At 57.2% G+C, this 17,919-nt stretch carries 19 protein-coding genes and 1 tRNA gene; 12 read left to right on the top strand and 8 right to left on the bottom strand.

The window, feature by feature from the left end; translation table 11 throughout:
- Nucleotides 1-428 precede the first annotated feature (428 nt).
- The 11 genes from G3A56_RS21140 to G3A56_RS21090 all read left to right on the top strand — a co-directional run bounded on the left by G3A56_RS21140 (nt 429) and on the right by G3A56_RS21090 (nt 8,285).
- Nucleotides 429-518 (top strand) — tRNA-Ser (locus tag G3A56_RS21140).
- 86 nt (nt 519-604) lie between these two features.
- On the top strand, nt 605-2,185 hold the full coding sequence (locus tag G3A56_RS21135; RefSeq protein ID WP_082185285.1) for a DUF6538 domain-containing protein: 1,581 nt from the start codon (nt 605-607) through the stop codon (nt 2,183-2,185).
- 408 nt (nt 2,186-2,593) lie between these two features.
- On the top strand, nt 2,594-4,300 hold the full coding sequence (locus tag G3A56_RS21130; RefSeq protein ID WP_082185286.1) for a hypothetical protein: 1,707 nt from the start codon (nt 2,594-2,596) through the stop codon (nt 4,298-4,300).
- 448 nt (nt 4,301-4,748) lie between these two features.
- Entirely contained in the window at nt 4,749-4,988 is a 240-nt protein-coding gene (locus G3A56_RS21125) for a hypothetical protein (protein WP_082185287.1), read from the top strand.
- Nucleotides 4,989-5,018: 30 nt separating this feature from the next.
- Complete coding sequence (locus tag G3A56_RS21120) at nt 5,019-5,183, top strand: hypothetical protein (RefSeq protein ID WP_164056820.1); 165 nt, start codon at nt 5,019-5,021, stop codon at nt 5,181-5,183.
- A complete protein-coding gene (locus G3A56_RS21115) occupies nt 5,180-5,485 on the top strand; it encodes a hypothetical protein (RefSeq protein ID WP_082185289.1) in 306 nt (101 codons plus the stop codon). Before G3A56_RS21120 ends, G3A56_RS21115 begins: the two co-directional genes overlap by 4 nt.
- 111 nt (nt 5,486-5,596) lie before the next feature.
- Nucleotides 5,597-5,986, top strand: a complete 390-nt coding sequence (locus G3A56_RS21110; RefSeq protein ID WP_137067607.1) for a hypothetical protein — start codon at nt 5,597-5,599, stop codon at nt 5,984-5,986.
- Between the two features lies 1 nt (nt 5,987).
- Complete coding sequence (locus tag G3A56_RS21105) at nt 5,988-6,176, top strand: hypothetical protein (protein ID WP_082185291.1); 189 nt, start codon at nt 5,988-5,990, stop codon at nt 6,174-6,176.
- Entirely contained in the window at nt 6,173-6,511 is a 339-nt protein-coding gene (locus G3A56_RS21100; RefSeq protein WP_082185292.1) for a hypothetical protein, read from the top strand. Before G3A56_RS21105 ends, G3A56_RS21100 begins: the two co-directional genes overlap by 4 nt.
- 13 nt (nt 6,512-6,524) lie before the next feature.
- The gene (locus G3A56_RS21095; protein ID WP_082185293.1) at nt 6,525-6,746 is read left to right on the top strand and encodes a hypothetical protein; all 222 of its coding nucleotides are present in this window, start codon (nt 6,525-6,527) and stop codon (nt 6,744-6,746) included.
- 168 nt (nt 6,747-6,914) lie between these two features.
- Entirely contained in the window at nt 6,915-8,285 is a 1,371-nt protein-coding gene (locus tag G3A56_RS21090; RefSeq protein WP_082185294.1) for a DNA cytosine methyltransferase, read from the top strand.
- 70 nt (nt 8,286-8,355) lie between these two features.
- Here the strand turns inward: G3A56_RS21090 and G3A56_RS21085 are convergent, their stop codons facing one another.
- From G3A56_RS21085 to G3A56_RS21060, 6 genes are read right to left on the bottom strand one after another with little or no spacing between them, the layout of a single operon-like run.
- Nucleotides 8,356-8,715 (bottom strand): cadherin repeat domain-containing protein, encoded by a 360-nt coding sequence (locus G3A56_RS21085; protein ID WP_082185295.1) that lies wholly within the window; start codon nt 8,713-8,715, stop codon nt 8,356-8,358.
- Nucleotides 8,716-8,724: 9 nt separating this feature from the next.
- Nucleotides 8,725-9,066 carry a hypothetical protein gene (locus tag G3A56_RS21080; protein ID WP_082185296.1) on the bottom strand — a complete coding sequence of 114 codons (342 nt, stop codon included), beginning with the start codon at nt 9,064-9,066 and terminating at the stop codon, nt 8,725-8,727.
- Nucleotides 9,063-9,236, bottom strand: a complete 174-nt coding sequence (locus G3A56_RS21075; protein ID WP_164056819.1) for a hypothetical protein — start codon at nt 9,234-9,236, stop codon at nt 9,063-9,065. Before G3A56_RS21075 ends, G3A56_RS21080 begins: the two co-directional genes overlap by 4 nt.
- Complete coding sequence (locus G3A56_RS21070; protein ID WP_164056818.1) at nt 9,233-11,200, bottom strand: DotA/TraY family protein; 1,968 nt, start codon at nt 11,198-11,200, stop codon at nt 9,233-9,235. The genes G3A56_RS21075 and G3A56_RS21070 overlap by 4 nt, the downstream gene beginning before the upstream one ends.
- A complete protein-coding gene (locus G3A56_RS21065; protein WP_082185298.1) occupies nt 11,197-11,883 on the bottom strand; it encodes a hypothetical protein in 687 nt (228 codons plus the stop codon). The genes G3A56_RS21070 and G3A56_RS21065 overlap by 4 nt, the downstream gene beginning before the upstream one ends.
- On the bottom strand, nt 11,880-13,031 hold the full coding sequence (locus G3A56_RS21060) for a plasmid recombination protein (protein ID WP_082185299.1): 1,152 nt from the start codon (nt 13,029-13,031) through the stop codon (nt 11,880-11,882). The genes G3A56_RS21065 and G3A56_RS21060 overlap by 4 nt, the downstream gene beginning before the upstream one ends.
- Nucleotides 13,032-13,459: 428 nt before the next feature.
- Here G3A56_RS21060 and G3A56_RS21055 point away from each other — a divergent pair, with 428 nt between their 5' ends.
- Entirely contained in the window at nt 13,460-14,641 is a 1,182-nt protein-coding gene (locus tag G3A56_RS21055) for a DNA cytosine methyltransferase (protein ID WP_210255081.1), read from the top strand.
- Here G3A56_RS21055 and G3A56_RS21050 read toward each other — a convergent pair.
- Nucleotides 14,638-15,588, bottom strand: a complete 951-nt coding sequence (locus G3A56_RS21050; protein WP_210255080.1) for a response regulator — start codon at nt 15,586-15,588, stop codon at nt 14,638-14,640. The genes G3A56_RS21055 and G3A56_RS21050 overlap by 4 nt on opposite strands.
- Nucleotides 15,578-17,914, bottom strand: a complete 2,337-nt coding sequence (locus G3A56_RS21045; RefSeq protein WP_082185301.1) for a sensor histidine kinase — start codon at nt 17,912-17,914, stop codon at nt 15,578-15,580. Before G3A56_RS21045 ends, G3A56_RS21050 begins: the two co-directional genes overlap by 11 nt.
- Nucleotides 17,915-17,919 lie beyond the last annotated feature (5 nt).

The raw sequence follows: 17,919 nt of genomic DNA, 5'->3' as shown, positions 1-17,919 counted from the left end.
GCTGCGCATCTGTTTATTTCGTGTATCATTGCCGCCACATGCAACACGCTGATGATCGCCCCCGGCACGATGCTCTTTCCGCCGTCACCGTGCTCTGCCTGATCGCCAGTCTTTCCTCCAATTCAGCCAGACACCGGCCGCGGCGCTAGCCGGCGGCCCACCCTTCTGCCGGATCGGGAGCAGGGTGACCGGATCGTGGAAATCTTACGGCGTTACTAACGGCTGTGAAGCTGATGGTTCGAACATGACGCGCACGGCTGAAGCTTGAGGCTTGTCACGTCAAAAATATCCGCGAAAACGGCCGTATGCCAAAGCTTTTCCCCGGCCTCGCCCATGACGAATAATTTGTGACACAAACAAGAAATTTCCCTTGTCAGTCCCGCCATTGATGTTTAAGAGGAGCGCGCAACGCAAGCGTTCGCGCATGCGGAGAGGTGGCAGAGTGGTCGAATGCACCGCACTCGAAATGCGGCATACCTGCAAGGGTATCGTGGGTTCGAATCCCACCCTCTCCGCCATAAATCACAGAAGCTATTGGAAACGCTCAAGACATTGAGTTTTAAGGGATTTGTAACCGTCGCTTTGGTACACAAAGGCGGTCCACATGGTCCTGAAAATGTCACGTCCCACAAAGCACCCCACCACAGGTATCTATCAATTCCGAAAGCGCGTTCCTGAGCATCTGATTCCTCTTGTAGGAAAAAGAGAGGAAAAGGTCAGCCTCGGCACACGCGATCCCCAAGAAGCCAAGATTGTGCATGCCCGGATACTCGCGGAAACCGAAGCACGATGGCGGCAGCTATCTGCCGGCCAAATTTCCCTTTCCCAGAAGCAAGCGGTCGCCATGTCCGGGGAAATCTATCAAGCGATGATTGCCGAAAATGAGGATGATCCAGGAACACCTCACCTTCGAGAGGCATCGCTGATTGCTGATCATCTGCATCTTCGCCCGGAGAAAGTGAAGGTCTTCCAATTGACCAAGGATGACGCGCTTTTCGAGCGAGTCATGGAAACATACAAGGTTCGCCGCAATGACCGAGCGATCAATGACTATCTTAATCGTCACGGCTATCGTGTCGACGACCTGAGCATGACACTCCTCCGCAACGCCGTCGCCCATGCCGTCATGCAAGCAAAGGAACATCTGCTGAAGCTCTCAAACGGAGACTACCGTCCCGATCCTGATGCCGATCGTTTTCCCCAACTTGAACTCGCGCCAAAGAAGGCTCCAAAGGAAAACGGTCATGAGGATTCTGGAAAATACGGCCTGCTCCAGGTTTTCGAGGATTTCTTCGCCGAAAAACAACAGGCTGCGGCCACCTATAAGAAGTGGAAGGGGATTATCGCAAAAGTGGCGCTCGAGGTGCCAGATATTCGCGATTTGACCGCCGACTGGGTAGTTGACTGGAAAGACAGCCTCCTCAAAAAAGGCCTGAGCGCCGTTTCCATTAGAGACGGTCATTTGGCATGCCTTCGCGCAACATGCACATGGGCAAAAGGAAACAGGCGTATACAGGTCAACCCGCTTGATGGAATAACGGTCGCGGTACCCCATAAGACGACAACGCGCCAGAAGTGGTTTACAATCGATGAAGCAATGACGATCTTGAAAGGATCGCTTGCTATGCCACCCGCAAGGTGCTCATCCGAGATGAAGGCAGCGTACCGTTGGGTTCCTTGGTTATGTGCTTACACAGGAGCACGAGTGGGCGAGATCGCGCAGCTACGCAAAGAAGATATCCAAGTTCATGACGGGCACTCCCTGATCTGGATCACGCCAGAGGCTGGATCGACAAAGAACCGGAATCCACGATTTGTCGCCATCCACTCGCACCTCGTTGACCAGGGATTCTTGGACTTTGTTAAGGCGAGACGGAAAGGCCCGTTGTTTTACGACCCTTCTCGACATCGTGGCGGCACCGAAGGTAATCCGCAGTACAACAAGGTCGGTGAGCGGCTGGCCGATTGGGTCAGGAAACTCGGCGTGGATGACGATAGGATAAGGCCAAACCACGCGTGGCGTCATTTTTTCAAGACTGAAGCCCGAGGCGTTTACATGGATGTTGGAGCACGTGACTACATGCAAGGCCATATCCCCGCGACCGAAGGGGAAGCATACGGCGGTTTCAAACCTCACGTATTGGCGCACGAAATAGCGAAGTTCCCGAGATTTGAGATTAAATAACCTGCATCGCCCGAGCGCTTGCGCGACGGCGATGAGACCCAGTCGCCCCGTGAGGGGCGTGAGGCCCTTCCCCAGGGGAGGGCCGCAGCCGACGAATGTCGGGGTGGGGGCATGGAAAGCATCACGTAATTGTACATGACGGCAGCCCCAAATAGTTTCGGATACGGAACATATTTTCGGCGCTTGACCTGTGCGCCGCCGCGCATGACCATAAAAAAACACCACATCAACGGGCTGGAACCCTCAGCGGTGTTTTTTCAAGGACAATTCCATGATTGCCAACGGCGCGATTGTTGTAAAGACCCCCATTTTTGAAGGTTGAGCCCGAGGCTGGGACATATCCCAGCCGGCACCGAGGACTGTCACAACCTACCGTGTCAACAAATTTGGCCCGACCGCTCGAACGGCATGTGTGGGTTCGAGACCCGCTATACAGAGGCACAGCGCCAGGCCAGTCGTGGAACTGGCCACCGGACTGCCATCACCACAAACGAGTTCGCCATTCGTAACGCCGGTCAGAAAGACCTTGTCCGGAAGCGTATCACCGAGGGTTACGAACTTCCTTTCGGCAAGAACGTAGGTGGACGCTATCGGGAGCCATTCCACGAGGACGGTCTGCGTTCAGAGGACAATCTCGTTCTGAAGTATTTCGTATCGCTCGTACCCCGCCGGGGTCGTGCGCGTGCGTCCTGGGACAAGGCCACCCTCGACGTCCAATGCCGCGAGAAGGTCCTGACACTCGACTATCCCTACATCGAGCTCAACAAGGATTTTGTGGCCGCGCTTCGCGTGGATTGCGACGGCGTTTTCCCAACCGCCGACGCGTGTATCTTCGAGCTCCTGGAACACGTTCGGGATGGCCGGATTCCCTGTCTTCCGCACATCGTCGTCGGGGACCGACTAGACGATGGCCGTTTCATCAGACCACACTTCATCTGGTTGCTCCCCTACGGAGCCGCGGTTTGGAATTCGAAGGACGAACGATGCCGCAAGGAACCGATCCGCCTATTTGACGCCGTTTGCCGTGGCCTGGCGGCAGCGCTGCTCGACATCGGCGCGGACCCCGCCGCACCGACGATGACGATGCGGATGAAATGCCCGACGTCCCCGATCTGGCACACGATCACCCCGAACGCCGACGTCTGGCCGACGCTCTCCGAATATGCCGACTACGTCGACACAGGTGTAAGTCGGCCAGTGCTCGCTCGTCGCGCCGCGGCCATTCAATCCGGCCTCGGGCTGAACGCGTCGAATACTATCTTTGACACCCTCCGGACGGAAGGGCAGCGCCTTCTTGCCGAATGGCACTTTGCCGCCGATAGCCGTATGCGCGGCACTCGTGAGGCCCTTGCCGATCATCTCCATCAGGCGCTCGCCATGTTCGCGGAGAAAACCGGGCTTTCCGAAACGCAGGTCGGCTATGTCACTGGCAAGGTCGCCGACTACCTCGCGGCCCATTTCGATCCGGCAAAGCTGGACAACCCACGCGTAAATCGCGGTCGCCTGCTGGACGTCGTGGACGGGATGACATCCGTGGCGGCCCGTCAGGCAGCAGGAGGCCGGCACGCCGCGAAGTCGAACGCGGATCGCACCCTTTCCAAGCTCGCCGAAGCCTACCGGTCGCTTTCCACCATGGGCGGCGACGTCACGAAATCAGCACTGGCGGAGGCCGCCAAGGTTTCCCGGCGCACCGTCATCAATCGTTGGAATGATCTGATCTCGGCGATCGAGCAAGGGTGTGAAAAACAGTGTATAGATAAAAAGGCTCCCGCAGGCCCGTGCGATCGTTCAAACACCCTGACGTCTGACACAGTCGCAAGCTATACGGCCTTACCCGACAACAGCGACGAGGACACCGAGGCTCTAGCCAGTCACGAAGTCTGGATCGCCTTGCAGGACGGCCGCGTTCCACGTCTGGAGATACTGAATGTGGTTTCGGCGTCAGTCGGTCCCGCGCCACCCGTTCCGGGTCGCTATGCTGGCGCTCCTGCGGCAGACGTCGATTCCGAAACCACATGCGCGAATTACCGCGTCATCCCCTGTGCCGGGGACCGCGATGCTTGCCGCTCCGATATGCTCTTCTCCATCTCAGATGCGGTTCCCGCATTAGGATAGCCCACGGGTCCATTTTGAAGTCAAACGCACTGTACGAGGCTCTATACGCGCCCGTACAGCACGTTTGGCCGTTCAGATGGGTCAAGGACACCCCCTGAATCCATTTCCCCACCCTCACCGCCGAGCCTGCCAGCATGCTCGCTATGTCAACGGCGCTGCCGTCCTCCGCGGTGCTGCGGCCCACCGGGTGACTGCTGCTGTGCGTGCCGGCCGTCCTGGAGGCATCGGGACGGGGAACGTTAAGACTTCCGCCCTGCGGGCGGGTTCGACCTCGCCTCCGGCAGGATCGAACAGGGAACAGGCCCTTCATTCCGGAACCCTTAAAATTCGACCGATCCCGTTAACCTCGCCTCCGGCACAACTCAACTATGCCGCGTTATTCCCTGGGCTCGATTCTCACGAAATGTTATAAATAGGCCAATGAAAACAGCCGCTTTCGAGGTTCAAAATGGCCGTAAGGACCACACTCATTCCGGGTCTGACCTTCAATCTCATGATCGAGGAGGTTAACGAGCGGGCACCGTGCGGGGGGCTCCTCTGCTACGTGGCATCCATCTACAGGGTCGAGAAAGCGACGTCCGTGCGCCGCCTTGTCGGGAAGTCCCGTCTGCCCGGAGCTGCCGACGACATGAAACAGGAAATCCAGCGCGATGGTATCCAGGCGTTTCGACGCTTTTCGCGCACTTGAAACCCACATTTCCACATGAAGGAACACGACATGCCTGTTTTACGAGTCCTCTGCCTGCCGATCGCCATGGCAGCCTTTGCGATCCTGCACACCTCCGCCATCAAAGCACCGGAAGTGATCGAGGCGGGCAGCCTCGCTCTTTGGATCGTGTTACCATTGCTGATCGTTGGCAAGCTCATCAGGAGGTACGTATGACGACAATCGCGATAGACTGGTACTACGCCGAACACGAATTCGCGGTTCATGACGCCGCCGAAGTCAATCACCCTTCATATCCGCACCCGCTGTGCGCCTGGATGGAAGAACTCCAGAAGTGCCCCGATGCCCGATGGGTTTATTCCATCGACATTCCAGACATTCAGTCACGGGATGAGAACGGATTTCCGAAACGCCTCCGCTCCCTTGCCAACGGCATCGTCCACACGCGGGAAGAAGCCGTCGCGGCTGTCGAGGAAGCTATCCGCCGCATCGTCAGCGGCCCTGTCCTGGTGTCGTAAAAAACTTCACCGTCGGCGCATTTTCCATCTTGCACAGCGATTCGAATGGACGAACACTGTGTATGTGGGCAGTCACAAACGCACCTTCCCACATCAAATAAGCTCCTGAAAATGGAAGTAGAAACAGAGAAAAACGCGCCTTCGCGCGGCGGCGAAGCTTTGCCCGAAGGTCAATGGAAAGGGAATGGAATGAACATCAGCAAAATCATCGACGGTCTCCGCTACAACACGGCGACAGCGGAGGAAATCTGCTCGTTCGAGAACGATTCCGACAGGGGAGATTTTCGTTACGAGGTCACGTCTCTGTACCGAACGCCTCGCGGACGTTTCTTCCTCGCCGGGCACGGAGGAGCGATGACCCGGTGGGCCCAGCCTGTCCAGGGCGGGCGGTCAGGTGGCGAGGGGCTGCATGCCATTGACACGTCGGAGGCGCGCGATTTCGCCGAACAGCACGCCGACGAGGACACAATTGCCCGATTCTTTGTGATCGAGGATGCGTGACATGGTTCAGGCATCCTTCACCCAACAAGGCCGCCCATCGCGACGAGACCGCGCGGACAGGCTGACGGTGGACCTTCCTTCCGGAACCCTGACAGCGCTCAAGGTTCACGCCGCGCAACATGAAATGACGATCCGGGAGGTTGTCACCACCCTCGTTCAAAAGGCCATCCAACAAGGACAACGTGCATGAACACGAAATTCAAATTCGACGACTTCGGCTTCGGCGGCAAACTGGCGATTGTCGATCCGTCGGGCAACTATGAATGGGTCGAGCCCATCGTCGTGGACGTCCCAAGCGAAGGGTGCGTCCGGTTCGATCTCGTTGGGAGCGATGGTGAAGGCGATGATCACGCCCGTCACGTGCTGCGCCAGCATCTTGGAAGCTATGCGATAGAGTTTGATTGCGACTTCCGCGACATGGAAGAAGTCATCCGGGCGTGGGAGGCAGCCGAGGCGGCACGGGGTCGCTTTCTGGTGGCGGTGCTCGGGCCGGCCCATGAAGAATCCCTTAAAACAGAAGCCTGATGGGGAGAATAATATGAAGGCGAAAATCTCCGACTTTCCAATCGCCAGGTTCCCCATGAACCACGATACGTACTGTCGTCTCCGCAACGAGATCGGTTCTATCGCAGCCCGCTTTTCCGATTTCGGAACACGTGACGGGGCGGCGGTCGCAAAACGGATGGAGAAAGTACACGCCGCCCTTGGCGATGCATGGGAACTGATCCGCGAGATCGAACAACGTGAAGACACACATTGAAATGCGGAAATCATCCGCCACACCATCATGTAGAAATACGTGATGGTTGTTTAGTTTTCATATCTGAAAATTTACACCTTCGCTAAACCTTTAACGGTTTTTTCGGACTTCCATTAACGCGCCACCGCTACACAGCGGGTGAAACGGGCGTCGTGAAAGGAAGATCGAATGAAGGTTGTTGAACTTTTCTGTGGCGCGGGCGGTATGTCGCTTGGTCTCAAGCGCGCTGGCTTTGATGTCGTCGCTGCTTATGACAGCATGCCGGACGCGGTCGAGACCTACCGCACGAACATTGGCGACCACGTTCATCAGCGTGACCTGTCCGATCTTCTCAGCATTATCCCGGATATCGTGGACCTGAAACCCGACCTCATCGCGGGTGGCCCTCCATGTCAGGACTTCTCCGTGGCCGGCAAGCGTGCCGAGGGCAAGAACGCCAGACTGACCCTGGCATACGCGATCACCGTTGCGTCGGTGCGCCCTGAATGGTTCATCATGGAAAACGTCGTTCAGGCAGCGCGCTCCCGCTCGTGGGCCGAGGCGCGCACGATGTTGAAGAAAGCTTGCTACGGTATCTCAGAGTGCCGGGTCGATTTCTCCTACTACAATACGCCAGAGGCGCGACGTCGTCTGATCGTCGTGGGACGTCTCGGCGAACGCGATGGGTTCATTGAGGGCGCGATCGCGGATGCCGCCACCGACGTACCGAAATCCGTGCGGCGGGAATTCACCAAAGCGATGGGAGAAATGCCAACGGCAGAGAACCAGTGGCGACCGGAATACAATCTCGATATCGTCGTGAAAGGACACATCTACACGCGGCCGCTTCGCGCCGGCCGTGCCGTCCGCAGCGTTGATGAGCCCTATGCGACGATTACCAGAACATCGGGCGAGCCGCCCTCGGCAGCGCTGAAGGCCAAGTATGAGGCGCACCCGAATGACAGCGCTCCGCTGGAGGACGCAGCTGTTGGCCACCAGAAATTCCTGTCCCGTATCCAAGGGTTTCCAGAGGGTTGGAAATGGTGCTCGAAGAACAAACGCCGCATTATGGTGATGATCGCCAACGCCGTCCCGCCCACGGCCGCCGAAATCATCGGAAAAGTCATCCTCGACCGTCAGACGGGAAAGATTTCCCCGAAGACCGAGGAACGCTTCATGCAGTGGCTTGTTCGTGGCAACCAGCGCTCACGCGCAACCGCCCGCAACATCAAGTCGAGCCTTGGGCGTGCTCGCTATATGCTCTTTGGCCGCACCTTCGAGAATGAGGCCTTGGAGATCGCGGCCTTGGAAAGCGCGTCCGGTTTCGAAGCCCTGTCCAATGGCACCAAGTCCGAGCTTCGTCAGGCATTGCGCCACTACCGTGCCTTTGAGAATGCCCGCAACGGCAATAACCCGGAACCCGTGCAAGACGGAGAAGAGCGCCGTCGTCCGCGCCCGATCGATCTTCAGGAGTTGATGCGGGGCGTCGCTCCAAGCATGTACCATTCCGAGCAAGGTGATGCACCCGATGATGTCACGGACTTTCACATGATGCGTTGAACGTTTGATGAGTTATGATCCACAAGGCAAAAGGGGTGGCTGAAGCGCCACCCCTTTTGCATTCGCTTACTCATCGCGCATCGACGTGGAAGGATAGAATGCCCGTAGCAGACTGTCCCGTTCCGGCGTCAGTGACTTCGACGGCGAGCTCATGTCCGCCAGAAGCTGGAACACCTGAAAACTCGCGTGTTTTCGGATCATAGCTCATCCATTCCGGCGTCAAAGTCGGCACAACCTCCACGGACCCCGTCGTTCTGCTGACGACCACGCCCACGGTCAACGGCTGGCCAGCCTTCAGGCGCTCGGTCGGCGACGTGTCGGGACTTGTGAACTCCACGCGCAGTGCGTCGGCAGGCGGCTGCAAGAGTGATCCGGCGTTAGCCGATAAGGTCGCCAAGGCGAGGAAAATGGTGGTCAGGATCGTTTTCATGGGTCCTCCTCAGTAGACGATAACTTTGTGCCAGGTCGTGCGGGCCGGCTCAACGTAATCAGACCCCCGCGACAGACAGGCTTCTGTTTTGATGGCGACGTCATATGTTCCTCCGCCTGGGTTGCCATAGAGGTTCCCGCCATTTGGACCACCGCGTCGAAACGCGAAGCCTGCCGGGTAATCCACGGACCAACGGTCCGCGCAATCCGGGTGCATGTAGACAGACATGGCAATGTCGACCTGCGGGACACCGTAAGCCGCCCGTGCCGAGGCGGGAAACCGGAAGGTTTCGGCACTGGCGTTTCCCGTGGAAATTGCCGCAAGGATAACGGCGATTGTTACGTCCCTCATCGCACCATTCCTCTGCGAGACAGGACATCAAGCGCCACAACTAGGAGCGCCGGCACGGCGCAAAATACGGTCAGCGTGATGACCATGGCCGACAGGTGCGGCAGTCCCGACAAGCCGCAGGCCAGTGCCAAACCAAATCCAGCAGCCGTCCAGATCATGAGTTTCTTCATTTCGGTTTTCCTCCCTTTTTCGAAAGCCCTGGAAGAATAGTCTTGGGCATCATCCCGCGTCCGGCAACCGCTATCATTCCGCCGAACGCACCGGAGACGAGCCCGGATTCGCCGTAAGACGTGCTTTGACCGAACCAGGCCAGAACGCGGTCAGGAAGTGCCCATATCTGCCCGTATGTTTTCAAGACGACGTACCAGATCATGTACGTCTGCCCGAAGGTCATCACGATGTAACCGGGAAGGCCAACAATATGCCCTCCCGACTGCGCCAGAAATGCTGTTGCCCAGAGACGGTCCAGCATTCCGAGGACGGGATTGAACACCCCATAGGCAGCAAATACCGCGAGCATGGCCAGCGCCGGCCGCAAGAAGATATTGACGAGGAAGAGCAAGCCGAGCTTGACGCTGTCTCCTGCGAAATCATCGTTGCCGTCCATCTTGAGCCAGCGGAGGCACCAGATCGTCAGGGCAACCATTGCATCCATCACGGAAACGAGCAGAGCAACACCGGACACGAGCATGAAGACGTGCGGCATAATGGGGATTACGTAGGCCCTGAGCGCACCCATGATCCACACAGGAATGATGGCGAACCTCGACCAGTCGAGGAAGTAGTCAATTGCCGCCGCTCCGAAGAACTCAGCGACCTTGTTCCCTGCAACACCCGCGATCACACCACCCGCGGCGATGGCGGCGGAGACACCCGCCATCATCGCATGACCCGAAGAAACCAGAATGCCCATTTCATCATGAGGTCGCCCGTCGTCAGCAGGCGTCGCGGCCCATTCGATGATCGAGCGCGATATCGGCGCGATGATTTTCGTGGCGGGGTCAGCAGTCTCGTCGCCGGCTGCCGCGAAATCGTTGGCGCTCAATGCCTGCCGTTCCGCTTCACCCGACACCTGCAAGCGAAGCGCGTCGAACGCTTTCTGGATCGCTTCACTGAAGTCTCCGTCGATACGGGGCGGTGTGTCCTCGGGCCGTTCATTCGTCATCGCCGTCGTGATTTCCGAAACCTGCGCCAGAGTACTCCAGTACATGCCCGTGGTCAGGAATCCCTGTTCACGCGCATCCCTTACAAGAGCGTCACGGGATGCGGTAGCGACGGTCTTGGCCTCTTCTTTTGCGGCTGCCGTCATCGCACGGTCATAGGCGGCTCCCATTGAGCGGATGCGCTGGACGAGATCGGGCGACAGGACATTGGACGTCACCGCCTTCGCCGCAGCGCCCGCGGACGATAGCCCAGAGGTCTCGGCAGCGAGACGCGCATATCTGCCGGACTCCGCCCGGAAGGCATTTACGAACGCCTTTATGGCCTCCCGCCTCGCAGTCGAGAACGTCGTGCGATCGTCAAGCGCACTGACGGAAAACTGTCCACATGTCGGACCGTAAGCCCAAGTGATCCGCTTCTCGTATCCCAGAATGCCGAGACCGGATACTTTCCCGTCAGGATCGGGCAGTCGCGCATTCCAACCCCAAAGATTACCCGCCTGGTTGTAGACCGCCGCACATACTTCGTGCCGCAGCACCATCATCGCGATGCTTGATCCGTTCGAGGACGCGGGCGTGATGGTGACGCCCTCTTTCACCACGGTCGTGATGCCCGTATTCGACAGGGCATTGCCAAGATTGATGCCGGGACGGGCAACAAAATCTCGAAGGATGTAATGAACGGAGGAAAAGCCAGTCTGCGGCGTTGGGACGAGCAGGCCGAGGCCAATGACAACGCGCAACGGAGTCCATATCGTATGCCACCGTTCGCCGAGCGCCTGTCCGGTGCGGGCCGAGGCGACGATGCCCTGTGTAGATTGGTAAGCGACGAAGAGTCCGCCGAGGAAAAACAGAACCGACGTGAAGACCTGGAGGACGCGACCATACATCGTCGTCGCCTCGCTCGGCAGCACGGCGTTGACAATTTGCCATGCGATATCGGTGGACGGCGGTTCAGCCAGCAGATCAATCATTTGAAACCTCCCGACATCTCTGGACCCGATATGCGGTTCGTCTCGTCTGGATCGTCAGGCGTGACCTCATCCCTCGCGTCGGCATCCGAGGCGGGCTTGTCGAGGCCGAGTGCCTTCTTTTCGGCTTCGGTCAGGATAAACGCGACAATCGGCAGCTTCAGCCGTGCCGAGGGTTTCGGTTTCGCCACCGTTCCTGCCGATCCGGTTTTCCCCGCGCTGCCTTTCTCGTCTCCACCGTTCCCCGAGGCCGAGCCTGCATCCGCCGACCCGGGCATGACTTCGAAATCGGCCACGCTCTTGGGTTTTGATGGCTTGTCGAGGATCGACTGGCCTATAGCAGCCAACTCGGGGAGCGCGTGCCAGATTGCCGCCAGCCATGGCCGACGACATGGCTGCATGTCGCTATCTCGAAGAGTATCAGCATGCACCTGAACACGATCCCGAAGCGTCCGCCATCCGACGCTATCGCCCGACGACGCCAGCTTTTCGAGGTACGCCAGAAGGGCTGGAGATTCTGCCTCCAGAAACGTCTGTTGATGGTAGGTCGGGCGATGCCGTGTGTTCTGGCACTGCCGCACGATGTTGACGGCAACACCATGCGCCCAATCAAGGTGTGGCATGCCGATATCCCGAAGGACCGCACGAGCATTCGTCCACGAGATTTCTTCGCCTGTCGTCATCATGGTGCTGGTACTCCCGGTGTCGGTTCAGGTTCCTCCAGTGCCGCTGCGAGTGCGGTGGACAATGTCCGGATTTCCTGCTGCGCGGCCACAAGCCGTTCCCGCTGTTGACGGAAAGCGTGACGCTGCTCGGCAGCCTGCTTCTCGGCATTGCGCTGGGAGTTTTTTGCTTTTGCGGCCTCCGCTTGCGCTTTTTCCATCGCTGCTTTTGCTTTGGCGAGATCGCGTACGAAGTCGTTGCGGATTTGGGCGCGGATTCGGGATTCCTGAATACCGTCTACGACGGCGCGAACAGCACCGCCGATCCCCGCCAGGCGGTCGGCGGATGCTTTGGCCTGTGCCACTTCAGCCTTGACGGCGGTCGCCTCCGCCTTCGTGCGATCAATGTAGGCTTGACCTTGCCGCTTCACGGCCTCCGCTCGGTCAACGGCGTTCTGAAGCGCCCGTGCCTGGGCTTGCTCAGCTTTCCACTCTTCCCGTGTAAGACGGCGACGGGCTGGACCGAGGCGCGTCAGGCCGCAAGGCACGGCGACGGTTTCGTGGTAGGAATCCTGCCAGTCGCGCATGGCCGACTTGTAGGCGACGTCCGCTCTTTTATTGAGCGCCTTCCCATCCTCGCCGTCACGCCTTCCGGCCGCCTTCACCGCTTTCTTGGCGACGCCGCCGGGATGGTACAATCCAGCCCGAAGCTCAGGATCATGGGTCGGCAGCACGTAGGCGTGGATATGCCATTGCTGTTCGTCCGTATGACGGATGACGGATTTGAGCGCGAGCCCATATTGTTCCTTGAGCCATGCAACCGTGCGCCGCTCCCAATCCCGCACTTCCTTCGCCTTTTTCGGGTCGGCGCGGACGTCCTCGACGGTGTATGGATGCGATGCAACGACTGTATGCAAGGTTTTCTGCGTCGAGGCGATTTTACGGAGTTTCCCCCGTGCACCGGGTGTCATCGCCGCCGCGACTGCCTCATCGTGCATTTGGCGAACCTCATTGACACTGAGGCCGTAAATCACCGTCGGAGGTTTGGGATCAGCGACGTGGACCGAGGCGATCGGCTTCCGGGACGCCTCGTCAAAAATGAAATCGGTGGAGCGGCCCTTGTCGTCGGGCTTGCGGCTCCAGGACTCGAGATGGATGAATTGATAGGCCATTGAGGGCGCTCAGGGGATGCCTGAAGCGTGCCCATAAATGCCGCCGGCGGAAAGGAAAAAATGACTGTAGTGACCGACTACAGTCATTCGCAGGGCTCATGACATCGGCTCTCCGAGGGCCGCGGGGCGATATCGCCGCCGCTGGCTTCGAGGAAACCGCATGTTCTCTTTTTGACGTTGCCTCCGTTGGACGCTTGGGCAGTTGCTCCGCCGCAGGAGCTCTACAAGCCCGTCCAGACCGCTGTGGCAAGTGCGAACGAACGTACGATCTGCCACTTAACCACTTGTAAACCTCAACTATCTAGGCTCAAGGCTATAATGCGACTGCGTCATCCCATAGAGATTTGACAATGAATGAGGACATCGTGGATGGCTTATCTGATGCTATCGCCCTGGACAATCCTTGAACGCCATGCGATGCCAGTCACATGAAGCCAACAACTATCGACCTTTTCGCCGGATGCGGCGGCCTTTCGCTTGGGTTGGGTAAGGCCGGTTTCAAGACCCTGCTTGGCGTCGAGGCCCATCCTGATGCATTTGCGACCTACAAGCATAATCTACTGGACAGGCGCTCCGCCACCCATAGCTGGCCTAGATGGTTGGAAAAACGGGCCTGGTATGCACAGGACCTTCTGGTACAACATCAAGCAGAACTGCTTGCCCTTCGCGGAAAGGTTGACCTGATCGCTGGCGGACCCCCATGCCAGGGTTTCAGCATGAACGGCCTGCGTCGTCCGGACGATCCCCGAAGTCGCATGGTTGACGTTTACCTGCAGTATGTCGACACTGTACGGCCACGTCTCGTCTTGCTGGAGAACGTCGTTGGCTTCCAGTCGATGAACCATAGAACTGGCGGGACCTACCGCGACTATGTGGTTCGGGTTCTGGATGATCTCGGGTATGACACATGGTACGATGTATTGCGCGCTGCGGATTGGGGTGTACCACAGCGACGACCGCGGTTCGTGCTGGTTGCGGCCATCAAAGGTGCGTTGCGTGGGATTGATCCAATTCAGCGAATGCGCGTGGGCCGAAAGGCGTTCCTCAAGGCAAGGGGCCTTGGTCCTGGGGAAACGGGTGCGAAGGCTGCGATCTCGGACCTTGAAGAAATTGACGGATTACACCTGGATGCCGAGTGGGGCCATCGCGGGTTCAAAACCCTGCAGCGCGCGGCTTCAGCAACTAGCACATTTCAGCAACTGATGAGGATTGGCAGTCCTGCCCAGCCGACCGACATGCGACTACCGCGCCATACTGAAGCTGCGACTAAGCGGATGAAGGACATTCTCGATAACTGCGAGCGTGGCGTGTGTTTGCGGCCGGATGACAGGATGCGCCTCGGTATCAAGAAGCGGTCAACTACGCCGCTCGATCCGAACGCACCGTCTCCGACGATTGGAACGCTGCCTGACGACTTCATCCACTATTCCGAGCCAAGGGCAATGACTGTCCGCGAACACGCGCGCCTGCAGTCATTCCCGGATTGGTTTTCATTTCAAGGTCCCTATACGACGGGGGGGCACGACGAAAGGATGCATGTCCACGCTTCACTCAGGTCGGCAACGCTGTACCACCCCTTTTGGCTGAAGCGCTTGGCGAAATGCTGCTAGGCTTGCTTCGGCTCCGTGAAATGGACGAGATCACTCATTTCACGAAGAGCGTCGATGTGGGCTGCGAAAACCCTTCTGATTTCCGGGAAGTCACCGACACCAATCTCGTTGCTTCCCTGTAGTACCCAGCCCGTGTCACTCTTGATCTCAATGACGTGGCCGAGGATATTTCGCTTCTTGAGAACCTTTTGATCGTACTGGGCACTAAGCCGCCGCAATTCGCGTAGCCGTTCGACTTGCTCATCGCTGAGACCAAACGGCTTTGGGTCGGATGCAACCACTTGAGTAAGTCGCCGAAAATGCTTGAAGAGTTTCGTGCTGTCTACTGCGAATGTGCCGAAACGCGTGTCAAGGTCGGCCTCAACAGCCGCTTCGTACTTTTCCTTCATCGACATAACAAATGTTAGGACATCCTCGTCGAGTTCTGACACTTTCGCGGCGCAGTTGGGATCGCGCACGGCCATGCACTGTATGGCCTTCTTCATAAGATCGTCGCATTCCGCGACCACACGCATTGCCAGTCCTCGCATTCCCGAGAGCCTGTCCAGCGATCTTGCCGTTTGGTCAATGAGTCCGCCGGTCCGTTCAATGAAGCGACCCCTGGCGCTGCAATAGACACCTTCGACCTTTTTTTCGGCGATCATCTGGCGCAGGCTGTCTTCGGGCACGCTACCTGAATAAAAGAGTATCGTGGTAGATGGGAACAATCTCCGGACCGTAGGAGCGAGATCGTCTCCGTTTTCGTCCTTCAGGCGATAGTCAAGGAGGATAATATCAAATCGGTGGTAAAGACCATGTTCCCTGGATAGTTCTTCGATCCCGGTCCCGTTCGGAATTACTTCGATTCTTGCAATAAAACCTGCGTCAAGGACGCGCCGCCGCAGATTTTCTTCTTCTTCACGGCTAAAAGAATCCTCAATCCAAAGGATTCCAAAGTCAAGGTTCATGTTTATCCCCGAAAATAGTAATATCGAAATCTGCGCGGCTGCCATCACCAACAAGTTCGATTGTGCCACCCATCTTCTGGATGATCTGGCGGACGCTGTATAAGCCTAGCCCTGTCCCAGTGGCTGACCCGGTGTAGCCACGTTCAAATATCTTAGCTGGATCGACTCTTCGTTGATCAATGCCTAAACCATCATCCGAAACTCTGATGACGACGCCATTCTGTCCCTTTTTCGCAGCTTTGAATTCGACCCTGCTGGCCTTCGCTTTCCGGGAATTGTCTTGAAGGTTATCCACAATGACCGCGACGTCGACAGGTGAAAACTCGCGGTGAAGTGACAAGCCCGACGCGTCGAAGGCCGCATGCGGCATCCCCGGAATTCCCGACAGCCTCACCTCGAAGTATTCCTTGAGGAAGGTCATTAGATCGCCGCGCACTTCATCAGTCTCCAAATCCACTCGGATATTTGGAGCGAAGGAAAGCACGGTTCGCAGCCTATCGCCTGAAAGACTCGCTTCTGCTAGGGATACCGTAACTCGACGAGCAGATTGGCGGATCGAGGCGAAAATGTCCTCCACATCTCCCGCATCTTCCAACTCAAGCTCCTCGGGGAGCGTAGCATGAGATAGTACGTTCCTAATCTCGTGCGCAGCGTTTGAGATGGCTGAGCGAATATGACCGGAATGAATGATGGCTTGGTGCATCAGCAGCTCGACACGCTCGACATCAACATCCTTACTCCGTCCGAGAAACGCGGCCTGTTGTTCCAGTCGCTCGATTATGGCGTCAGCTCGCTGCCTTTCCTCAACGGCGCGCTGCGCAATCTCTCTCGCCTCCTCTCTCGAAGCACGAAGTTCCTCGATCCGCCTACGCGCGTCTTCCACCTGCCGTAGGAGCGAAGTATCTCCCCGGCTCTCTGCGACCTCCGACATGGCCTTGAGCGCCGCGTCCGTGACCTGATCAGGATCGTCGGAAACCCTGACCAACTCCTTGTCGTAGTATAGGATTTCAACATCTTTGGTTCGAGCCAGTGTGCCTATCACGGACAAAACCCGTTCCCGCGCCCTATCTGTCTCAAGACCTTCAGCTGTATCGCGTTCCTGATCGCGTGCGTCTGCCCAGTTCACGCCGACAACATATCTTTCGAGCCGAAAGATCATGTACCTCCGGATTGCCTCGAATAGGGCTCGACTTCGGGCGTCCTCGACGAGTCCGGCGTCACGACTCGATACTTCGCGGAACATCTTTGGAGGAGCTGTCACGTCAACCCGACCGATTATATCGCGAGTTCCAAAGTAGCGAGACTGCCCTTGTTGCTTCCTTCGGTTTAGTCCAAAGGTATCGTCAAATTCCTCCCCTATGGGAAAAATTCGGAACCGATTGAGGAAGAGAAATATGCTTCCAAACTCAATTGGTCGCACCCCCATGCGGACGGTAAACGTATGTTTTGCCGACCTATTAAGGAAGTAGATGTGCCCTTCAATGCGGCAATCACTCAGTTCGCTTAATGGCGACGGTTCACGTACGGCGTAAATCTTCCGTCCACGGTCAAAGAGGGTGCTCGTGATCTTGTCGCCCTCGATCACGACCTCAATTCGACTTGTTTTTTCCTGCAGTAGCCCAGCGACGTCATTGCCAACCGGTCCGTCTACACCCTCTATCTGCTCAGTAGAGCCATCTAGCAGCCACGTTTGGACTTTCACATGGGTAGTGGTCCCAAACGGATCGATCAGCTTTGCTAGGTCCTTGCGTAGTCGCCGAATTCGCTCTGCATCCCATTCCTGGCGCGTGCTCTTAATTACGAGGACAGTACCATTCGCGACGGGCGCTTTGGCATTTGCACCGGAAGGGAAAGCGCTAACAGTATCAAGAGTCACCTGGACGTCTTGGAATTCGTCGGTGCTGCTTGCTTCGAATTTCGTCCAATCAATTTCTAATCTTGATATGGATTTACTGCCTTCCACTCGGCTGTACAGCTCCAATTGTTGGCCGAGGGTATCACACGCGAATCTGCCGATACCTTTGCTACCAGCAAATTGGCCAGCTGGCCTGATCTTGTCCCGGTAAGTATCGGGGTCAACAAGAGCCTTTTCCGAGTAGGCAACGAACAACCATTTATCGCGAATATCTTTTCGGGACATTCCAATGCCGTTATCAACGATTGTAATTGTTCGCTCGCTGGGATCGAACTCAATGTCGACTGTCTTGGCTTTTGCATCAAAGGAATTCTTAACAAGTTCGAATATTGCGACAAACTCGTTGGTCACGAGGTCGCGACCAATAATGTCTTTTAGATACGAGCTGATTCGAAAAGTCTCTGTCCCCATGCCTT

The sequence above is a fragment of the Rhizobium oryzihabitans genome, assembly GCF_010669145.1.
In the GTDB taxonomy this organism is placed as follows: Bacteria; Pseudomonadota; Alphaproteobacteria; order Rhizobiales; family Rhizobiaceae; genus Agrobacterium; species Agrobacterium oryzihabitans.
This window is presented reverse-complemented; position numbering and strand designations above follow the sequence as displayed.

Coding starts and splice junctions, on each gene's coding strand:
- G3A56_RS21135 (WP_082185285.1), top strand. CDS start 605: ATGGTCCTGAAAATGTCACGTCCCACAAAGCACCCCACCACAGGTATC.
- G3A56_RS21130 (WP_082185286.1), top strand. CDS start 2,594: ATGTGTGGGTTCGAGACCCGCTATACAGAGGCACAGCGCCAGGCCAGT.
- G3A56_RS21125 (WP_082185287.1), top strand. CDS start 4,749: ATGGCCGTAAGGACCACACTCATTCCGGGTCTGACCTTCAATCTCATG.
- G3A56_RS21120 (WP_164056820.1), top strand. CDS start 5,019: ATGCCTGTTTTACGAGTCCTCTGCCTGCCGATCGCCATGGCAGCCTTT.
- G3A56_RS21115 (WP_082185289.1), top strand. CDS start 5,180: ATGACGACAATCGCGATAGACTGGTACTACGCCGAACACGAATTCGCG.
- G3A56_RS21110 (WP_137067607.1), top strand. CDS start 5,597: ATGGAAGTAGAAACAGAGAAAAACGCGCCTTCGCGCGGCGGCGAAGCT.
- G3A56_RS21105 (WP_082185291.1), top strand. CDS start 5,988: ATGGTTCAGGCATCCTTCACCCAACAAGGCCGCCCATCGCGACGAGAC.
- G3A56_RS21100 (WP_082185292.1), top strand. CDS start 6,173: ATGAACACGAAATTCAAATTCGACGACTTCGGCTTCGGCGGCAAACTG.
- G3A56_RS21095 (WP_082185293.1), top strand. CDS start 6,525: ATGAAGGCGAAAATCTCCGACTTTCCAATCGCCAGGTTCCCCATGAAC.
- G3A56_RS21090 (WP_082185294.1), top strand. CDS start 6,915: ATGAAGGTTGTTGAACTTTTCTGTGGCGCGGGCGGTATGTCGCTTGGT.
- G3A56_RS21085 (WP_082185295.1), bottom strand. CDS start 8,715: ATGAAAACGATCCTGACCACCATTTTCCTCGCCTTGGCGACCTTATCG.
- G3A56_RS21080 (WP_082185296.1), bottom strand. CDS start 9,066: ATGAGGGACGTAACAATCGCCGTTATCCTTGCGGCAATTTCCACGGGA.
- G3A56_RS21075 (WP_164056819.1), bottom strand. CDS start 9,236: ATGAAGAAACTCATGATCTGGACGGCTGCTGGATTTGGTTTGGCACTG.
- G3A56_RS21070 (WP_164056818.1), bottom strand. CDS start 11,200: ATGATTGATCTGCTGGCTGAACCGCCGTCCACCGATATCGCATGGCAA.
- G3A56_RS21065 (WP_082185298.1), bottom strand. CDS start 11,883: ATGATGACGACAGGCGAAGAAATCTCGTGGACGAATGCTCGTGCGGTC.
- G3A56_RS21060 (WP_082185299.1), bottom strand. CDS start 13,031: ATGGCCTATCAATTCATCCATCTCGAGTCCTGGAGCCGCAAGCCCGAC.
- G3A56_RS21055 (WP_210255081.1), top strand. CDS start 13,460: ATGAAGCCAACAACTATCGACCTTTTCGCCGGATGCGGCGGCCTTTCG.
- G3A56_RS21050 (WP_210255080.1), bottom strand. CDS start 15,588: ATGAACCTTGACTTTGGAATCCTTTGGATTGAGGATTCTTTTAGCCGT.
- G3A56_RS21045 (WP_082185301.1), bottom strand. CDS start 17,914: ATGGGGACAGAGACTTTTCGAATCAGCTCGTATCTAAAAGACATTATT.